This window comes from Streptomyces sp. NPDC091289 (assembly GCF_044757365.1).
Lineage (GTDB): Bacteria > Actinomycetota > Actinomycetes > Streptomycetales > Streptomycetaceae > Streptomyces.
The window spans coordinates 33,589-52,600 of record NZ_JBIVUT010000022.1; the positions used below are offsets into that span (position 1 = coordinate 33,589).

Consider the following 19,012-nt stretch of genomic DNA (forward strand, 5'->3'; position numbering starts at 1 on the left):
AGAACGTCTCCGGAAGGGCTCCCATTCCCCGTATGCCGTCGCCGCGAGACGCATGCAAGGATCAATGGGTTCGAACACGACACAACACGCGCGTCACGAAGGAGTGCCCGTGCCCGGTGAAAACCTGTCCCGCGACGAGGCCCAGAAGAGGGCCGAGCTGCTGACCGTCGACGGATACGAGGTCGCTCTCGACCTGCGGTCCGCCGTCGGCGAGCCCGGTGGGGGCGACGGGGACGGCGGTCCGCGGACGTTCCGGTCGCTCACCACGATCCGGTTCCGCTCGGCCCGTGCGGGCGCCTCGACCTTCGCCGACCTGGTGGCCCCGGGTGTGGACGCGGTGACGCTGAACGGGACGGCCCTCGACCCGGCCGTCGTGTTCGACGGGACGCGGGTGGCGCTGGACGGGCTCGTCGAGGGCGAGAACGTGCTCGTGGTCGACGCCCGTTGCGCGTACAGCCGGACCGGCGAGGGCATGCACCGCTTCGTCGACCCCGAGGACGGCGAGGTCTATCTCTACACGCAGTACGAGCCGGCCGACGCCCGCCGCGTCTTCGCCAACTTCGAACAGCCCGATCTCAAGGCTCCCTACCGCTTCCGGGTCACCGCTCCGGAAGGGTGGCGGGTCTGGTCCAACGGGGCCGAGGAGTCGCACGAGGGCGGGGTGCGGACCTTCGCCGAGACCCAGCCGATCTCCACGTACATCACGGCCGTCGTCGCCGGTCCGTACCACTACGTGAGCGATCACTACACCCGTACGTTCGACGACGGCACCACCCTGGAGATCCCGCTCGGCGCGATGTGCCGCAAGGGGCTCGCCAAGCACTTCGACGCGGACGACGTCTTCCTGATCACCAAGCAGGGCCTGGACTTCTTCCACGACCACTTCGACTACCCGTACCCCTTCGGGAAGTACGACCAGGCCTTCGTGCCCGAGTACAACCTCGGCGCCATGGAGAACCCGGGCATGGTCACCTTCCGCGAGGAGTACATCTACCGCGGCAAGGTCACCTCGGCGGCCTACGAGCGGCGTGCCAACGTCATCCTGCACGAGATGGCGCACATGTGGTTCGGCGACCTGGTCACCATGGAGTGGTGGGACGACCTGTGGCTGAAGGAGTCCTTCGCGGACTTCATGGGCTCCTTCTCAATGGTCGAGGCGACCCGCTTCACCAACGGCTGGATCACCTTCGCCAACAACCGCAAGGCGTGGGCCTACCGCGCCGACCAGCTGCCCTCCACGCACCCCATCACGGCCGACATCCGTGACCTGGAGGACGCCAAGCTGAACTTCGACGGGATCACGTACGCCAAGGGCGCTTCCGTGCTCAAGCAGCTGGTGGCGTACGTGGGGCGGGACGCGTTCCTCGAAGGCGCGCGGCGCTACTTCAAGCAGCACGCGTACGGCAACACCCGGCTCGGGGACCTGCTGTCGGTGCTCGCCGAGACCTCGGGCCGTGACATGACCGCCTGGTCGCGCTCCTGGCTCCAGACGGCGGGCGTCAATGTGCTCACCCCGGAGCCCGTGTACGACGCGGCGGGCGTCCTCACCGAGCTGGCCGTCGTCCAGGAGGCCGCCGCCTCGCACCCGGAGCTGCGCCCGCACCGTGTCGCGGTCGGCCTGTACCGGCGTACGCCGGAGGGCGAGCTGACGCGCTACGCGCGCGCCGAGGTGGACGTGGCCGGGGAGCGGACCGTGGTGGACGCCCTCGCCGGCTCCGAGCGGCCCGATCTGATCCTGGTCAACGACGACGACCTCACGTACTGCAAGGTCCGCTTCGACGAGGCGTCGCTGGCGACGCTGCGCGACCACCTGGGCGAGATCACGGATCCGCTGGCCCGTGCCCTGTGCTGGTCGGCCCTGTGGAACCTGACCCGGGACGCGCTCCTGCCGGCCCGCGACTTCGTCGCGCTGGTGCTGGCGCACGCCGGGCGCGAGAGCGACATCGGTGTGCTCCAGATGCTGCACGCCTGGGCGCAGTCGGCGCTGGTCAACTACGCCGCCCCCGACCGGCGCGAGGAGGGCGGCCGGGCGCTGGCCGAGGGCGCGCTGCGTGAGCTGCGGACGGCCGAGCCGGGCAGTCAGCACCAGCTGACCTGGGCCCGGTTCTTCGCGGCGGTCGCCTCGTCCAAGGAGGACTTCCAGCTGCTGGACGGGCTGCTGGAGGGCACGGCCCGGATCGACGGTCTCGACGTCGACCAGGAGCTGCGCTGGGCCTTCCTCTCCCCGCTGGCCTCGCACGGGGTGGCGGACGAGACGGCGATCGACGCCGAACTGGCCCGCGACGACACGGCGTCCGGCAAGCGTCACCACGTACGGTGCCTGGCCTCGCGTCCCTCGGAGGCGGTCAAGGCGCAGGCGTGGGCGGCGGTCGTGGAGTCGGACAAGCTGTCCAACGCGCTGGTCGAGGCGACGATCTCGGGCTTCGGGCAGCCCTCGCAGCGGGAGCTGCTCGCCCCGTACGCGAGCCGCTACTTCGAGGTGATCGAGCGGATCTGGGCGGAGCGGTCCATCCAGATCGGCATGCACGTGGTGCGGGGGATGTTCCCCGGTCTCCAGGACAGCCCCGGCACCCTCGCGGCGACGGACGCCTGGCTGGCCGGGCACGAGGACGCCGCCCCGGCGCTCCGGCGGCTGGTGCTGGAGGCCCGGGACGATCTCGCGCGGGCGCTGCGCGGCCAGGAGTGCGACCGGGCCGCGGCCTGAGCCTCCCCCGCACGAAGGGGCGCTCGGGTGGGGCGTGCGTGCGGCGCGAAAGCGGCGCTCGTACACCTGCCCGAGGCGCCCCGCCCCCGATTCCCGGCGCGACGGCGCTTTTCGGTTGTCGAACGTCCGTACTTTAGGACGGCGTTGTCCGGGATTGTCGACGGGCGTGTAACAGGGGTTAGGGCACCCTCCGGGGGCGGGAAACCCCGGGACATGACCCAGAACACCCCGCTCTCTCCCCGCTCCCCCCGTCTCCCCCGGCTCCCCCTCCGGCCCGAGGACGTCACTCAGCGTGTTCTCTCCGCCGCCCAGTTGAGGGCGCGGGGCGTGTCCGCCGCGCAGACGTCCGCGCAGTGCCTGCCCGGCGGCCCCTGGCAGCATCTGCTGCCGGGGGTCTATCTGCTGCACCCGGGCCCGCCCACCGGCCAGGAGCGGCTGCACGGTGCGCTGTTGTACGCGGGGCGGCCGCCGGTCTCCGCGCGGCGCGCACCGGCGGACCCCTCGGGGGCGGGGTACGGCGAGGCGATGGTCACCGGGACCGCCGCGCTCGCGCTGCACGGCTTCGGCGCGGCCGGGGACCTGGGGGCGCTGCACCGGATCGACGTGCTGGTCCCGCGTACCCGGCGGCTGCGGTCCACCCGGTTCGTGGAGGTGCTGCGGACCGCCTCGATGCCGGGCGCGGTACGGGTGGGCGAGGTGCCCGTCGCCCCGGTGGAGCGGGCCCTGGCGGACGCGGTGGCGGGCACGGCCGACGCGGCGGACGTCCGGCGACTGCTGACCGAGGCGGTGCGCGGTGGGCACTGCGAACCGGCCGCTGTGGTCCGGGGGTTGAGCGAGGCGAAGCTGCTGGGGCGGCCTGCGGTGGTGGGCGCGGTCGACGCGCTGCTGGCCGAGGGGCGGGCGGTGGCGGAGTCCTGGCTGTACGCGATGGTGCGCGAGCACGGGCTGCCGGAGCCGCTGTGGAACGTGGAGCTGCGGCTGCCGGGCGGGCCCCGGCTCGGCGGGGTCGACGCCTACTGGCCCGACCACGCCGTGGCGGTGGAGCTGGACACCCGGGCGCCCCGGTACGGCGTGCCCGGCCGGAGGGGCCGGGCCGAGGAGGATCCGCAGTGGTCCGCGTACGCCGCGAAGCGGGAGCATCTGGAGCGGCTCGGGGTCACGGTCGTCCACCTCACCCCGAGGAAGCTGCGCGAGGCGGTGGACCAGCAGGCGACGGTGGTGCGGACGGCGCTGATGGCGGCGGCCGACCGGGAGCCGGCCGCGTACGTGATGGTGCTGCCGCGTTGAGCCGGGGCGGCGCGGGTCGTGCACGCGGGCCGCGCGGTGACCTCAGCTCCGGACCACGCGTACGGCAGGTCCGGACCACGGCACGGCAGGTCCGGACCACCGCACGGCATCAGGCGCATCCCGCGTACCGTTTGGGCTCATTCCTCCCTCGTGGCACATCGCGCCCCGTGGCGGATCTACGCCATGCCCCAAACTCATCTTCGTCAACTCTCCACAAACCCCTGTCATTTACGACAGGGTAAGCGGTCATCCGGTACCGAATTCCGGACTCTCTCTTTCAATTAACAGGGATGCTGATGACCAAGGAATCCCCCAGTTCCATACCCGGGGCGAGACGCGCCGCTCGTATCGCGGCCGCTGCCGGCCTCGCGGCCGCACTGGCCGCCTCCGGCGCCGCTCCGGCCTTCGCCGCCGACGACCCGGCTCCGGCGCCCGTCAAACCGGCCGCCACGAGCGACCGGGGCGACAAGCTCGGCAAGGCCGACGCCGATCTCCTGGCGAAGGCCGAGGCCAAGGGCGAGAAGAACGTCACCATGATGGTCGCCACCACCCCCGGTGCGACCGAGCAGGTCAGCAAGCAGCTGGACGCCGTCGAGGGCTCCGTGCTCGGCACGACCTACGACAAGCTCGGCTACGTCCGGGCGACGGTCCCGACGAAGAGCGCCGAGGCCACGATCGCGAAGGCCTCCAAGCTCTCCTCCGTGCTCGGCATCGATCTCAAGCAGGAGATCAAGCTGGACGACCCGACGCCCAAGGGCGACCGGGCCGCCGGGGCGAAGCAGCTGAAGGCCACGGGCAGTTACGCGGCGCCGAACAAGAAGACCCCGGCGAAGAACCCGTACAACCCGTCGTTCGAGACGGGCGCGGTCGACTTCGTCGCGAAGAACCCGAAGGCCGACGGCCGCGGGATCACCATCGGCATCCTGGACTCCGGCGTCGACCTCGGTCACCCGGCCCTGAAGAAGACCACCACCGGCGAGCGCAAGATCGTCGACTGGGTGACCGCGACCGACCCGGTGAGCGACGGCGACGGCACCTGGCTGCAGATGTCCCAGTCGGTCACCGGCCCGACGTTCACGTCCGGCGGGAAGACCTACTCGGCGCCGGCGGGCAGCTACAAGTTCGCCACGTTCGCCGAGGCGGCCACCACCGGCGGCGACATGGCGGGCGACCTCAACCGCGACGGTGACACCACCGACGTCTGGGGCGTGCTGTACGACCCGGTCACCGGCACCACGCGGGTCGACCTGAACGACAACGCGGACTTCTCGGACGACAAGGTCCTCAAGCCGTACAAGGACAAGTTCCAGGTGTCCTACTTCGGTGAGGACGACCCGCGCACCCCGGTCGTCGAGCGCATCCCGTTCGTCGTCGAGACCCGCAAGGGCGTCGTCTACAACGCGGCGGGCGCGAAGGCCGACTACGTCAACATCGGCGTCATCGAGGGCTCGCACGGTACGCACGTCGCGGGCATCACCGCGGCCAACGGCCTGTTCGGCGGCGCGATGAACGGCGCCGCCCCCGGCGCCAAGATCGTCTCCTCGCGTGCCTGCACCTGGTCCGGCGGCTGCACCAACATCGCGCTGACCGAGGGCATGATCGACCTCGTCGTCAACCGCGGCGTCGACATCGTCAACATGTCGATCGGCGGCCTGCCGCCGCTGAACGACGGCAACAACGCGCGCGCCGAGCTCTACAAGCGGCTCATCGACATCTACGGCGTGCAGCTGGTCATCTCGGCCGGCAACAGCGGCCCGGGTCTCAACACCATCGGCGACCCGTCCCTCGCCGACCATGTGATCTCGGTCGGCGCGTCGATCTCCAAGGAGACGTGGGCGGCCAACTACGGCTCCAACGTCACCAAGCAGTACGACATGCTGCCCTTCTCCTCGCGCGGTCCGCGTGAGGACGGCGGCTTCACGCCGATCATCTCGGCGCCGGGTGCGTCCATCAACACCACCCAGACCTGGGCGCCGGGCGGTCCGGTCAAGGAGGCGGGTTACGACCTGCCGGCCGGCTACTCCATGCTCCAGGGCACCTCGATGGCCTCCCCGCAGGCGGCGGGCGCGGCCGCGCTGCTGCTGTCGGCGGCGAAGCAGAAGGACATCGAGCTTCCCCCGGCCGACCTGCGGGTGGCGCTGACCAGCACCGCGGGCCACATCGCGGGCGTGCCCGCGCACGTCCAGGGCTCCGGTCTGATCGACATCGTCAAGGCGTGGAAGCAGATCGCCAAGCAGGGCAAGCCCGCGCACGAGTTCTCGGTGAAGGCCCCGGTCGACACCGCGATCGACTTCGCGCTCAAGGACCCGGGCTTCGGCACCGGCCTCTACGACCGCGAGGGCGGTCTGAAGGTCGGCGAGTCCAAGGTCTACGACGTCGTCGTCACCCGCACCACGGGCCCGGACCGCAACGTCCAGCACAAGCTGACGTGGAAGAACAACGACGGCACCTTCGAGCTCAGCAGCCCCGAGTACGTCTCGCTGCCGCTCGACACGCCGGTCAAGCTCAAGGTCAAGGCGAAGGCGAAGACCGCCGGGGTGCACAGCGCGATCCTCCAGGTCGACGACAAGAAGACCTCCGGCGTCGACCACCAGATCATGACCACGGTCGTCATCGCCCAGGAGCTGCAGCAGCCCGGTTACGCCTACAAGCACTCGGGCTCGGTCCAGCGCAACGGCACCACGTCGTACTTCGTCAACGTGCCGGAGGGCGCGAAGACCCTCGAGGTCGCCCTCGGCGCGCTGCGCTCGGGCAGCCAGACCCGGTTCATCGCCCTGCACCCGTACGGGACGCCGGTCGACCCGACCTCCACGGTCAACTGCTACCCGAACTACGAGAACCCGGCCGACACCTGCCGCCCGGACGCGCGTTCCTACAAGGACCCGCAGCCCGGCGTGTGGGAGATCGAGGTCGAGGCGCGTCGTACGTCGCCGCTGCTGGACAACCCGTTCAAGCTGGATGTCTCGCTGCTCGGTGTTGCCTTCGACCCGGCGGTGCAGACCATCGCCGAGGCGAAGGTCGGCACTCCCGCCGCGGTGGAGTGGACGGTCACCAACGGCGCCGCCGCCCTCCAGGGCAAGCTCAAGGGCGGCTCGCTGGGCTCGGCCAAGGTGGACAAGCCGTCGATCGCCACGGGTGAGACCCGTGAGACCACGGTCACCATCGGCGAGGGTGTCGAGAAGCTCGACATCGCCGTCGGGGGCACCTCGGACGCCAACGCGGACATCGACCTGTACGTCTTCCGGGGCGCGACGCAGGTCGGCAGCTCGACCACCGCCGGTTCCGAGGAGTCGGTCAGCCTGGTCAAGCCCGCCGCGGGCACGTACACGGTCGTCATCGACGGCTACTCGGTCCCGGCCGGGACCACCACGTACGACTACCGCGACGTGTTCTACTCGGCCGCGCTCGGCACGATCAAGGTCGACTCCACCAAGGACGTGAACCTGGCCAACGGTGCGTCGGCCCAGGTCGGCGCCGAGGTCGTGGTCGCCGGAGCGGCTCCCGAGGGCCGTCAGTTCTTCGGCGAGGTCCAGCTGGTCAACGCGCGCGGCACCGCCGCGGGCACCGGCAGCGTCGTGATCGAGAAGGTCACGCCGTAACGGATCCCATCGACAGGACGGCGGGGCGGGCGCTCTCACGAGCACCCGCCCCGCCGTGCGTGTGCCCCGCAGTGCGTGTTCCTGGTCACACGGCCCGGCCGCCGCCGCAGATGTTTCCCTTCCGGCACAAGGAAGCCGCAGAACCTGCGGACCTCGCGCGGAGAGTCCGCAGGTCGGACAATGGATTGGACAAGGCGGGCCGGGACATACGCATCATGGAGCGGCAAACGGACCGCACAGCAGCACGGACGTGCAGACGTCAGAACAGAGGAGTCCTCGTGAAGGTCGGAATCGTCGGCGCCACCGGTCAGGTCGGCACAGTCATGCTCAGGATCCTGGCCGACCGGGACTTCCCGGTCGACGAGCTGCGGCTGTTCGCCTCCGCCCGGTCCGCGGGCTCCACGATCGACTTCAAGGGCTCCGCCGTCACCGTCGAGGACGCCTCCACGGCCGACTACACCGGCCTGGACATCGTGCTGTTCTCCGCCGGCGGCGCGACCTCGAAGGCGCTGGCCGAGAAGGTCGCCGGCCAGGGCGCCGTGGTGATCGACAACTCCTCCGCCTGGCGCAAGGACCCCGAGGTCCCGCTCGTCGTCTCCGAGGTCAACCCGCACGCGGCGAAGGTCCGCCCCAAGGGCATCATCGCCAACCCGAACTGCACGACGATGGCCGCGATGCCCGTGCTGCGCCCGCTGCACGACGAGGCCGGTCTCGAAACCCTGACCGTCGCCACCTACCAGGCCGTGTCCGGCTCCGGGGTGGCCGGCGTCGCCGAGCTGCACGGCCAGGCGGCCAAGGTCGTCGCCGAGGCCGAGAAGCTGGCCCACGACGGAGAGGCCGTGGACTTCCCCGAGCCGGCCGTCTACAAGCGCCCGATCGCCTTCAACGTGCTGCCGCTGGCGGGCTCGATCGTGGACGACGGCTCGTTCGAGACGGACGAGGAGCAGAAGCTCCGCAACGAGTCCCGCAAGATCCTGGAGATCCCGGAGCTGAAGGTGTCCGGCACCTGCGTCCGGGTCCCGGTCTTCTCCGGCCACTCGCTCCAGATCAACGCCCGCTTCGCCCGCCCGATCGGCGTCGAGCGCGCCTACGAGCTGCTGAAGGACGCCGAGGGCGTCGAGCTCTCGGAGATCCCGACCCCGCTCCAGGCGGCCGGCAAGGACGCCTCCTTCGTGGGCCGCATCCGGGTCGACGAGACGGTGGAGAACGGCCTCGCCCTGTTCGTCTCCAACGACAACCTCCGCAAGGGCGCGGCGCTGAACGCCGTGCAGATCGCGGAGCTGGTGGCGGCCGAGCTGAAGGGCTGACCAGCGGCGTCACCCGTACGCGTAAGGCAAGGGGCGGCCACCGGAGTGCACCGGTGGCCGCCCCTTCGCGTGTGCCGAGGGTTCAGAGCGCGAGATGGCGGCGGAGGGCCGTGTCGATCTCGGCCATGCGCTGACGGGGCACCTCACCGATGCGCTTCAGGATCCGCTCGGGGGAGATGGCCCGGATCTGTTCGCACTGGGCCTTGGAGTTCTGCGGGAGGTGGCACTCTTCCGCGGCGAGGAGGACCTGGAAGCTCAGGATCCGCGAGGTGTTCGAGGTCAGGGGTACCACGGCGACGACGCCCCTGCCGGACACCTCGGCCGACCGGTTGGCGGCGTTGTTGGAGACGATCACCGCCGGACGCACCTTGTTGGCTTCACTCCCCCGCGCGGGCTCAAGGTCCACGAGGTGGATGTCGCCCCTACGCATCCGTGAGCCCGTCGGCCACCGTGCGGTCCCACAGAGCGGCGTCCTCACTCGCGTCCCACTCCTGGAACGCCTCGGTGTACTCCGCCTCCAGGCCTGCGGTACGCAGCAACTCGATAGCGGCGTGTATGACGGCGGACCGGGAATCGGCGTCGGTCTTCGCCGCGTACTCGTCGACGAAGGCGACATCCTCCTGGGGCAGACTCACACTGATCTTCATACCATCGATGCTACCACCGGTAGGAGAGGAGGCGCTACCCGTCGTCCGGCGGGGGCGAACGTGGAAGGATGATCCGAAACGTCACCATCGAAGGAGATGACCGCGTGCCTGGCACGAATCTGACCCGCGAAGAGGCACAGGAGCGGGCGCGCCTGCTGACCGTGGACGCGTACGAGATCGATCTCGACCTCTCCGGAGCGCAGGAGGGCGGCACCTACCGGTCCGTGACCACCGTGCGCTTCGACTGCGCGGAGGCGGGTGCGGAGTCGTTCATCGACCTGGTCGCCCCGGCCGTCCACGACGTGGTGCTGAACGGCGAGGACCTGGACGTGGCCGCCGTGTTCCGCGACGCGCGGATCGCGCTGCCGGATCTGCGCGAGGGCGTCAACGAGCTGAAGGTCGTCGCCGACTGCGCGTACACCAACACCGGTGAGGGCCTGCACCGGTTCGTCGACCCGGTCGACGAACAGGCCTATCTGTACACGCAGTTCGAGGTCCCGGACGCGCGCCGCGTCTTCGCCTCGTTCGAGCAGCCCGACCTGAAGGCGACCTTCGCGTTCACCGTGAAGGCCCCGTCCGGCTGGACGGTCATCTCGAACTCCCCGACGCCGGAGCCGAAGGACGACGTCTGGTCCTTCGAGCCGACGCCGCGCATCTCCACGTACATCACGGCCCTCATCGTGGGCCCGTACCACGCGGTGCACAGCAGCTACGAGAAGGACGGCCAGACCGTCCCGCTCGGCATCTACTGCCGCCCCTCGCTGGCGGAGTACCTGGACGCGGACGACATCTTCGCCGTCACCCGGCAGGGCTTCGCGTGGTTCCAGGAGAAGTTCGACTACGCGTACCCGTTCGCCAAGTACGACCAGCTCTTCGTCCCGGAGTTCAACGCGGGCGCGATGGAGAACGCGGGCGCGGTCACCATCCGCGACCAGTACGTCTTCCGCTCCAAGGTGACGGACGCGGCGTACGAGGTGCGGGCCGAGACCATCCTGCACGAGCTGGCCCACATGTGGTTCGGCGACCTCGTCACGATGGAGTGGTGGAACGACCTCTGGCTGAACGAGTCGTTCGCCACCTACACCTCGATCGCCTGCCAGGCGGACGCGGCGGGCTCGAAGTGGCCGCACTCCTGGACCACTTTCGCCAACTCGATGAAGACCTGGGCGTACCGGCAGGACCAGCTGCCCTCCACGCACCCGATCATGGCGGACATCAGCGACCTGGACGACGTCCTCGTCAACTTCGACGGGATCACGTACGCCAAGGGCGCCTCGGTGCTCAAGCAGCTCGTGGCGTACGTCGGCAAGGACGCGTTCTTCCAGGGCGTGCAGGCGTACTTCAAGGCGCACGCCTTCGGCAACACCCGCCTCTCCGATCTGCTGGGCGCGCTGGAGAAGACCTCAGGACGCGATCTGAAGACCTGGTCGAAGGCGTGGCTGGAGACGGCCGGCATCAACATCCTGCGCCCGGAGATCGAGACCGACGCGAACGGCGTCGTCACCTCCTTCACCGTGCTCCAGGAGGCCCCCGCGCTGCCCGCCGGCGCGAAGGGCGAGCCGACGCTGCGCCCGCACCGCATCGCCATCGGCGCCTACGACCTCGACGCGGACGGCAAGCTCGTGCGCACCGACCGGATCGAGCTGGACGTCGACGGCGAGCGCACCGACGTGCCCGCCCTGGTGGGCAAGGCCCGTCCGGCGGTCGTCCTGCTCAACGACGACGACCTCTCGTACGCGAAGGTCCGCCTCGACGCCGAGTCGCTGCGCGTCGTCACCGAGCACCTGGGCGACTTCACCGAGTCGCTGCCTCGCGCCCTGAGCTGGGCCTCGGCCTGGGACATGACGCGCGACGGCGAGCTGGCGACCCGCGACTACCTCGCGCTGGTGCTCTCCGGCATCGGCAAGGAGTCGGACATCGGCGTCGTCCAGTCGCTGCACCGCCAGGTGAAGCTGGCGCTGGACCTGTACGCCGCGCCGGAGACCCGTGAGGGCGCGCTCAACCAGTGGACCGACGCGACGCTGGCGCACCTGCACGCGTCGGAGCCGGGCAGCGACCACCAGCTGGCCTGGGCCCGCGCCTTCGCGGCGACGGCCCGCAACCCGCAGCAGCTGGACCTGCTCCAGTCGCTGCTGGACGGCACCGAGTCGATCGAGGGCCTGGCCGTCGACACCGAGCTGCGGTGGGCGTTCGTGCAGCGGCTGGCGGCGGCCGGCCTGCTGGACGAGGAGGAGATCGCCGCCGAGTACGAGCGGGACAGGACGGCGGCGGGCGAGCGCCACGCGGCCTCCGCGCGGGCGGCCCAGCCGTCCGAGGCGGCCAAGGCCGAGGCGTGGGCCTCGGTCGTGGAGTCCGGCAAGCTGCCCAACTCGCTCCAGGAAGCGGTCATCAGCGGCTTCGTCCAGGCGGACCAGCGCGAGCTGCTGGCCCCGTACACGGAGAAGTACTTCGCCTCGGTGAAGGACGTCTCGGAATCGCGCAGCCACGAGATGGCCCAGCAGATCATCGTGGGCCTCTACCCGGCCCTCCAGGTCTCGCAGGAGACGCTGGACGCCACGGACGCGTGGCTGGACTCGGCCGGGCCGAGCGCGGCCCTGCGCCGGCTGATGTCGGAGTCGCGGTCCGGTGTGGAGCGCGCGCTGAAGGCCCAGGCGGCGGACGCGGCGGCGGCCACCGCGTAGCGGCTCGTACGGCCCTGGGGGGCGTCCTCTTCGTCGCGGCGAATGCGTCGCGACGCGGGGGGCGCCCCTTTCCCGTACGCCCGTGTGCCCGTGCGCCCGTGCGGGTGCCGGTGACCGACGCCCCGCACGGCGTGACCCACGTCACTCCGAGGGGCCCTTGGTGCGGAGGTGGCACGCGTGTCACTATTTCTGCACACCAACCCTGCCCAAAAGCGCCCGCGTTGCTCAACGCGGGCGCCGCGCCCGCATGAGCGGCGGCAGAGGTGGCCGACAGCCCCGTGAGCGACACGGCCCTGTCATCACGCCACTCCCCGTTCCGCGTCGACGGCGCCTCCCCGCACCACCGGTTTCGGTACCGCGGTGATGTCCCCTGCTCCCACCGGACGCCCCAGGGCGTCCTGTCGATATGTGGAGGAAAAATGTCGGAATCCGCTGAGCTGACAGAGCTCTACTCGGCCATCGAGGAAACGACCCGGGTGGTCGGCGCACCCTGCCGGAGCGACACGGTCCGGCCCATTCTGACCGCGTACGAAGACGTGATCGCGCAGTCCGTGATTTCTTTCCGGGTACAGACGGGAACGAGCGACGCGGGAGATCTCGACTGCCGCTTCACTCTGCTCCCCAAGGACATCGACCCCTATGCCGTCGCCCTGTCGAACGGCCTCACGGCGAAGACGGACCACCCGGTCGGCAGCCTTCTCGACGAAGTCCACCGGAAATTCCCCGTCGACTGCTACGGCATCGACTTCGGAGCCGTCGGCGGATTCAAGAAGGCCTGGTCCTTCTTCCGCCCGGACAGCCTCCAGTCGGCGTCCGAGCTCGCCGCCCTGCCGTCGATGCCGAGCGGAGTCTCCGAGAACCTCGGCCTGTTCGACCAGTACGGCATGACCGACACGGTCAGCGTGGTCGGGTTCGACTATGCGAAGCGGACGGTGAATCTGTACTTCACCGGAGCCTCGCCCGAAAGCTTCGAGCCCCGGGGCATCCAGGCGATTCTCCGGGCAAGCGGCCTGCCGGAACCGAGCGAGGAGCTGCTGAGGTTCGGCGAGCAGGCGTTCGCGATATACGTGACCCTGAGCTGGGATTCCTCGAAGATCGAGCGGGTCACCTACTCGGTCAACACGCCGGACCCCATGGCGCTTCCGGTGCGGATCGATCCCAGGATCGAGCAGTTGGTGAAGGACGCTCCGCTCGGCTCCGCCGGCCATCGGTACGTCTACGGCGTCACGGCGACACCCAAGGGCGAATACCACAAGATCCAGAAGTACTACCAGTGGCAGACCCGGGTGGAGAAGATGCTGACCGCCGATGCCGGATAACTCCTCACCCGTCGGTATGTGAAGGACAAGGGCTTGCGGGGGATCGCGGCGCCCATTCCCTGCACGCTCTTTCCAAGAATCCCCGCACGCTCTTTCCAGAAATCTGGATGATGCGATTCCGATGCAGAAACGACAAGCGGAGCTGAGTGTGTTGATTCCACCGAACTCAGCGAAGGGGTTACCGAAAAGCCACCGGGCTCGCTCGGTCGGCATCGGCCGCGCCCACGCCAAGGCTATTCTGCTGGGCGAACACGCGGTCGTCTACGGAGCTCCGGCGCTCGCTCTTCCGATTCCGCAACTGACCGCCACGGCAAGCGTCGGATGGTCCCCCCACTCCCCCGACGGCCCGCACGACATGTCGCTCACGATGACCGGTTCGGCGTCGAGGCCGATGGTGACGCAGGCCTCTGAGAGCCTGCGGAAGCTGACCGCCGAATTCAGGGCGGCCACGGGGGTGACCGACCGGCTGCATCTCGACATGGTCATCGACTGTGCGATCCCGCCCGGCCGGGGGCTCGGTTCCAGCGCGGCGTGCGCGCGTGCGGTCGTGCTGGCCCTGGCGGATCTCTTCGACCGCGAGATCTCGCGGAGCACCGCCTTCGACCTGGTTCAGACGGCGGAGAACGTGACGCACGGCCGGGCCAGCGGCGTCGACGCCATGGCCGTCGGGGCCTCCGCCCCGCTGCTGTTCCAGGCGGGCGAGGCCCAGGAACTGGCCGTCGGCTGCGAAGGGTTGTTCATCATCGCGGACAGCGGCGTCGTGGGCCGGACCAAGGACGCGGTCGAGCTGTTGCGGGAGGGGTTTCTGCGTCATCCCGGATCGCAGGAGAGATTCGTGCGCCGGGCCTCGGACCTGACCGAGGAGGCCCGGCACGCCTTCGCCGACGGCAGGCCGGAGGAGCTCGGCTCCCGGCTCACCGACTACCACGAACTGCTCCGCGCGGCGGGCCTCAGCATCGACCGGATCGACACGCTGGTGGAGGCCGCCCGCACCGCCGGCGCGCTCGGGGCCAAGATGACCGGGGGCGGCATGGGCGGCTGCATGGTCGCCCTGACCCGGTCGTGGCAGGCGAGCGAGGTCACCCGGAAGCTGCACGAGGCCGGCGCCGTGCAGACCTGGGTGCTGCCGCTGAGGAGGTTCGCCGGCCATGCGCCCTGACCATCTGCCCGCTCCGGACCGAACCCGGGAGCACGGTGCCGCGGGGAGCGCCACCGCCGTCGCGCACCCGAACATCGCGCTGATCAAGTACTGGGGCAAGCGGGACGAGCGGCTCTTCCTGCCGCGTACGGACAGCCTGTCGATGACCCTGGACATCCTCCCGACGACCACCCGCGTCCGGCTCGACCCCAAGGCCGAACACGACGAAGTGACGCTCGACGGCGTCCCCCTGGAGGGCGAGGCGCGGCAACGCGTCACCGCCTTCCTGGCACTGGTGCGGGAGCGGGCGGGCTCCTCCCGGCGCGCTGCCGTCGACTCCAGGAACACCGTTCCCACCGGGGCGGGGCTCGCGTCCTCCGCGAGCGGGTTCGCCGCCCTCGCCGTCGCCGCTTCCGCCGCGTACGGGCTCGGTCTCGACGCGACGGCGCTGTCGCGTCTGGCCCGGCGGGGATCGGGATCGGCGTCGCGGTCGATCTTCGGTGACTTCGCGATCTGGCACGCCGGCCCGCCCACCGGTTCGGCCGGGGACGCGGACCTGGGCTCGTACGCCGAACCGGTGCCCGCGGCGGAGTTCGACCCCGCCCTGGTCATCGCCGTGGTCAACGCGGGGCCCAAGGAGGTGTCCAGCCGTGAGGCCATGCGGCGGACCGTCCAGACCTCCCCGCTGTACGGGCCGTGGGCCGCCTCCAGCGAGGGCGACCTCGTCGACATGCGGGGGGCGCTGCGCCGGGGCGACCTCGATGCGGTGGGAGAGATCGCGGAACGGAACGCGCTCGGCATGCACGCGACGATGCTGGCGGCCCGCCCGGCGGTGCGCTATCTGTCGGCGCCCACGCTCGACGTGCTCGACAGCGTGCTGCGGCTCCGGCGGGACGGCGTTCCGGCCTACGCGACCATGGACGCCGGGCCGAACGTCAAGGTGCTCTGCCGTCGCGCGGACGCGGACCGGGTGGCCGGGGTGGTGCGAAGTGCCGCTGGGGGCGGCTCGGTTCTCGTCGCCGGCCGGGGTCCGGGCGCCCGTCTGCTGGCCGAGGACGAACGATGACCCGGCAGCACACCGTCGTACGACGGGCGCCGGGCAAGCTGTTCGTCGCGGGCGAGTACGCCGTGGTGGAGCCGGGCAACCCGGCGATCCTGGTGGCGGTCGACCGGCATGTCACCGTCAGCGTGTCCGGCCGCGGCTCCGGGGCCGGCGGCGCCGACGTCGTGGTCTCCTCCGACCTCGTTCCGGACCAGGGGCGGTGGCGCTGGCACGACGGACGGCTCAGCGACTGCGGGGGGCCCGCTCCGGGCGGCCTGAAGCACGTGGTGTCGGCGATCGAGGTCATGGGCCGGCTGCTGACCGGACGCGGTCTGCCCCCGCCCTCGCTGGATGTCTCGGTCAGTAGCCGTCTGCACGACAACGGGACGAAGTTCGGTCTGGGTTCGAGCGGCGCGGTGGTGGTGGCGACCGTCGCGGCGGTGGCCGCCCTCCACGATCTGGAGCTGCCGCCCGACACCCGGTTCCGGCTGGCCATGCTCGCGACGGCGGGCATCGACAGCAGGGCCTCCGGCGGTGATCTCGCCGCCGGCACCTGGGGCGGCTGGATCGCGTACCGGGCGCCCGACCGGGCCGCCGTGCTCGATCTGGCCCGACGCCGGGGCGTCGAGGAGGCGCTCCGCGCCCCCTGGCCGGGTTTCGAGGTGAGCCGGCTGCCACCGCCGCCCCCCGGCCTCGCGCTGGAGGTCGGCTGGACCGGAAAGCCTGCCTCCACCACGTCCCTGGTGTCCGGCCTGGACCGCAGGACCCGGCGGGGCGGCGCCTCCCACCGGAGGTTCCTGGAGACCACGACCGACTGTGTGCGCGCCTCGATCACCGCGTTCCGGCTGGGCGACGGCCCCGGTCTGCTGCATCAGATCCGCCGCGCCCGGCGGGAGCTGGCCCGGCTGGACGACGAGCTCGGGCTGGGCATCTTCACCCCCGGGCTGACGGCCCTGTGCGACGCCGCCGAAGCCGTCGGCGGCGCGGCCAAACCCTCGGGGGCGGGGGGCGGCGACTGCGGCATCGCCCTGCTGGACGCCGAAGCCCCCTCGGACATCTCACTCGTACGGGAGCGGTGGGCAGCGGCGGGGGTACGGCCCCTGCCCGTCCGCCCCGCCATGGAAGGGAATGAGAAATGATCTCCCAACGCAAGGACGACCACGTCCGGCTCGCCGTCGAACAGCAGCAAGCACTCGGCGGAGGCAACCAGTTCGACGAGGTGTCGTTCGTCCACCACGCGCTGGCCGGCATCGACCGGCCGGACGTCTCCCTGGCCACGACGTTCGCCGGCATCGCCTGGCAGGTCCCGCTGTACATCAACGCGATGACCGGCGGCAGCACGAACACCGGCGCCATCAACCGGGACCTGGCCATCGCCGCCCGGGAGACGGGGGTGCCCATCGCGTCGGGATCCATGAGCGCGTACTTCAAGGACCCGTCGTGTGCCGACACGTTCCGCGTGCTGCGCCAGGAGAACCCCGACGGCTTCGTCATGGCGAACATCAACGCGACGGCCTCGGTCGACAAGGCGCGGCGGGCCATCGGCCTCCTGGAGGCAGACGCCCTGCAGATCCACATCAACACGGTGCAGGAAACGGTGATGCCCGAGGGGGACCGGTCGTTCTCGTCCTGGGTCCCGCAGATCGAGAGGATCGCGTCGGCCGTCGACGTCCCGGTGATCGTCAAGGAGGTCGGCTTCGGGCTGAGCCGTGAAACCGTCCTGACCCTGCAGGACCTGGGCGTACGGGTGGCGGACCTCGGTGGCCGGGGCGGCACGGACTTCGCCCGGATCGAGAACGGCAGGAGGGAACTCGCCGACTACGCGTACCTCCACGGCTGGGGACTGTCCACCGCCGCCTGTCTGCTGGACGCGCGGGACCCCGGGATCCCCGTGCTCGCCTCCGGAGGCGTCCGCCATCCGCTCGACGTCGTACGCGCGCTGGCGCTCGGCGCATCCGGCGTCGGTGTGTCCGGGGGGTTCCTCCGCACGCTGATGGACGGCGGTGTCACGGCCCTGGTCGCGCAGATCTCGACCTGGCTCGACCAGCTGGGGGCCCTGCAGACCATGCTCGGCGCCCGCACCCCGGCCGAGCTGACGCGCTGCGATCTGCAGATCCACGGCGCCCTCCGCGCCTTCTGCGACGACCGCGGCATCGACACCGGCCGGCTCGCCCTGCGCTCCAGTTCCTTCGACGCCCTCCACGAGATGACGGGAAGCACGCGATGACCGACACACACGCCATAGCCGGTGTTCCGATGAAGTGGGTGGGGCCCCTCCGTCTGTCGGGGAACACCGCCACCACCGAGACCCCTGTCCCGCTCGCCACCTACGAGTCGCCGCTGTGGCCCTCGGTGGGCCGTGGAGCGAAGATCTCCATGCTGGTCGAGGAGGGCATCGTCGCCACCCTCGTCGACGAACGGATGACACGCTCCGTCCTCGTCGAGGCGACGGACGCGCAGACCGCGTACCTGGCCGCACGGGCCGTCGACGCCCGGTTCGACGAGCTTCGCGAGGTGGTGCGCACCTGCAGCAGGTACGCGGAGCTGATCGGCGTCCGGCACGAGATCACGGCCAACCTGCTGTTCATCCGGTTCGAGTTCACCACCGGCGACGCCTCCGGGCACAACATGGCGACCCTCGCCTCCGACGCGCTCCTCAAGCATCTGCTGCAGACCGTCCCGGGCATCTCCTACGGGTCGATCTCGGGGAACTACTGCACGGACAAGAAGGCGACCGCGATCAACGGCATCCTCGGTCGCGGCAAGAACGTGGTCACGGAGCTGCTCGTACCGCGTGACGTGGTCGCCGGCGTACTGCGCACATCGGCCGCCAAGATCGTCCAGCTGAACATCCGCAAGAACATGCTCGGCACCCTGCTCGCCGGTGGCATCCGCTCGGCCAACGCCCACTTCGCGAACATGCTGCTCGGGTTCTATCTGGCCACGGGCCAGGACGCGGCCAACATCGTCGAAGGGTCCCAGGGCGTCACCATGGCCGAGGACCGGGACGGCGACCTCTACTTCTCCTGCACCCTGCCGAACCTGATCGTGGGCACGGTCGGCAACGGCAAGGGGCTCGAATTCGTGGAGACCAATCTGACCCGGCTCGGGTGCACGGCCGACCGCGCCCCCGGCGAGAACGCCCGCCGTCTCGCCGTCATCGCGGCGGCGACCGTGCTGTGCGGGGAACTGTCGCTCCTCGCCGCGCAGACGAACCCGGGTGAGCTCATGCGCGCCCACGTCCAGCTGGAACGCGGGAACACGACGGCAAAGGTCGGTGTGTAGGAC

13 protein-coding genes are annotated in these 19,012 nt (G+C 70.5%); 11 read left to right on the forward strand and 2 right to left on the reverse strand.

The genetic code is table 11. From position 1 onward, the window contains the following. Positions 1-109 precede the first annotated feature (109 nt). From pepN (ACIQPT_RS27430) to ACIQPT_RS27445, 4 genes are all read left to right on the forward strand, one after another. The gene (gene pepN / locus ACIQPT_RS27430; RefSeq protein WP_401159501.1) at positions 110-2,704 is read left to right on the forward strand and encodes an aminopeptidase N; all 2,595 of its coding nucleotides are present in this window, start codon (positions 110-112) and stop codon (positions 2,702-2,704) included. Positions 2,705-2,917: 213 nt separating this feature from the next. After that, positions 2,918-3,991: a hypothetical protein gene (locus tag ACIQPT_RS27435; RefSeq protein ID WP_401159503.1), complete on the forward strand. Its 1,074-nt coding sequence runs from the start codon at positions 2,918-2,920 to the stop codon at positions 3,989-3,991. Between the two features lie 290 nt (positions 3,992-4,281). Beyond that, entirely contained in the window at positions 4,282-7,590 is a 3,309-nt protein-coding gene (locus tag ACIQPT_RS27440) for a S8 family serine peptidase (protein ID WP_401159504.1), read from the forward strand. A gap of 278 nt (positions 7,591-7,868) precedes the next feature. Beyond that, on the forward strand, positions 7,869-8,897 hold the full coding sequence (locus tag ACIQPT_RS27445) for an aspartate-semialdehyde dehydrogenase (RefSeq protein ID WP_401159507.1): 1,029 nt from the start codon (positions 7,869-7,871) through the stop codon (positions 8,895-8,897). 82 nt (positions 8,898-8,979) lie between these two features. Here ACIQPT_RS27445 and ACIQPT_RS27450 read toward each other — a convergent pair whose 3' ends face one another. Together ACIQPT_RS27450 and ACIQPT_RS27455 are read right to left on the reverse strand one after the other, a co-directional pair. After that, positions 8,980-9,327 (reverse strand): type II toxin-antitoxin system PemK/MazF family toxin, encoded by a 348-nt coding sequence (locus tag ACIQPT_RS27450; protein ID WP_401159509.1) that lies wholly within the window; start codon positions 9,325-9,327, stop codon positions 8,980-8,982. After that, entirely contained in the window at positions 9,320-9,544 is a 225-nt protein-coding gene (locus ACIQPT_RS27455) for a ribbon-helix-helix domain-containing protein (RefSeq protein ID WP_015608544.1), read from the reverse strand. Before ACIQPT_RS27455 ends, ACIQPT_RS27450 begins: the two co-directional genes overlap by 8 nt. Before the next feature lie 104 nt (positions 9,545-9,648). On the opposite strand from ACIQPT_RS27455, the gene pepN (ACIQPT_RS27460) reads away from it, so the two are divergent. The 7 genes from pepN (ACIQPT_RS27460) to ACIQPT_RS27490 all read left to right on the forward strand — a co-directional run bounded on the left by pepN (ACIQPT_RS27460) (position 9,649) and on the right by ACIQPT_RS27490 (position 19,009). Then, on the forward strand, positions 9,649-12,225 hold the full coding sequence (gene pepN / locus ACIQPT_RS27460) for an aminopeptidase N (RefSeq protein ID WP_401159512.1): 2,577 nt from the start codon (positions 9,649-9,651) through the stop codon (positions 12,223-12,225). Positions 12,226-12,644: 419 nt separating this feature from the next. Beyond that, entirely contained in the window at positions 12,645-13,544 is a 900-nt protein-coding gene (locus ACIQPT_RS27465) for an aromatic prenyltransferase (RefSeq protein WP_401159514.1), read from the forward strand. Between the two features lie 121 nt (positions 13,545-13,665). Next, on the forward strand, positions 13,666-14,703 hold the full coding sequence (gene mvk / locus ACIQPT_RS27470) for a mevalonate kinase (protein ID WP_401159516.1): 1,038 nt from the start codon (positions 13,666-13,668) through the stop codon (positions 14,701-14,703). After that, positions 14,693-15,748, forward strand: coding sequence for a diphosphomevalonate decarboxylase (gene mvaD / locus ACIQPT_RS27475; protein WP_401159517.1), 1,056 nt, complete (start codon positions 14,693-14,695; stop codon positions 15,746-15,748). The genes mvk and mvaD overlap by 11 nt, the downstream gene beginning before the upstream one ends. Next, positions 15,745-16,863, forward strand: coding sequence for a phosphomevalonate kinase (locus ACIQPT_RS27480; protein ID WP_401159519.1), 1,119 nt, complete (start codon positions 15,745-15,747; stop codon positions 16,861-16,863). The genes mvaD and ACIQPT_RS27480 overlap by 4 nt, the downstream gene beginning before the upstream one ends. Further along, a complete protein-coding gene (gene fni / locus ACIQPT_RS27485) occupies positions 16,860-17,951 on the forward strand; it encodes a type 2 isopentenyl-diphosphate Delta-isomerase (RefSeq protein ID WP_401159521.1) in 1,092 nt (363 codons plus the stop codon). The genes ACIQPT_RS27480 and fni overlap by 4 nt, the downstream gene beginning before the upstream one ends. Then, a complete protein-coding gene (locus tag ACIQPT_RS27490) occupies positions 17,948-19,009 on the forward strand; it encodes a hydroxymethylglutaryl-CoA reductase (protein ID WP_401159522.1) in 1,062 nt (353 codons plus the stop codon). Before fni ends, ACIQPT_RS27490 begins: the two co-directional genes overlap by 4 nt. The last annotated feature ends 3 nt before the right edge of the window (positions 19,010-19,012 follow it).

Coding starts and splice junctions, on each gene's coding strand:
- fni (WP_401159521.1), top strand. CDS start 16,860: ATGATCTCCCAACGCAAGGACGACCACGTCCGGCTCGCCGTCGAACAG.
- mvaD (WP_401159517.1), top strand. CDS start 14,693: ATGCGCCCTGACCATCTGCCCGCTCCGGACCGAACCCGGGAGCACGGT.
- ACIQPT_RS27465 (WP_401159514.1), top strand. CDS start 12,645: ATGTCGGAATCCGCTGAGCTGACAGAGCTCTACTCGGCCATCGAGGAA.
- ACIQPT_RS27455 (WP_015608544.1), bottom strand. CDS start 9,544: ATGAAGATCAGTGTGAGTCTGCCCCAGGAGGATGTCGCCTTCGTCGAC.
- ACIQPT_RS27480 (WP_401159519.1), top strand. CDS start 15,745: ATGACCCGGCAGCACACCGTCGTACGACGGGCGCCGGGCAAGCTGTTC.
- mvk (WP_401159516.1), top strand. CDS start 13,666: ATGCAGAAACGACAAGCGGAGCTGAGTGTGTTGATTCCACCGAACTCA.
- ACIQPT_RS27490 (WP_401159522.1), top strand. CDS start 17,948: ATGACCGACACACACGCCATAGCCGGTGTTCCGATGAAGTGGGTGGGG.
- ACIQPT_RS27450 (WP_401159509.1), bottom strand. CDS start 9,327: ATGCGTAGGGGCGACATCCACCTCGTGGACCTTGAGCCCGCGCGGGGG.
- ACIQPT_RS27440 (WP_401159504.1), top strand. CDS start 4,282: ATGCTGATGACCAAGGAATCCCCCAGTTCCATACCCGGGGCGAGACGC.
- ACIQPT_RS27435 (WP_401159503.1), top strand. CDS start 2,918: ATGACCCAGAACACCCCGCTCTCTCCCCGCTCCCCCCGTCTCCCCCGG.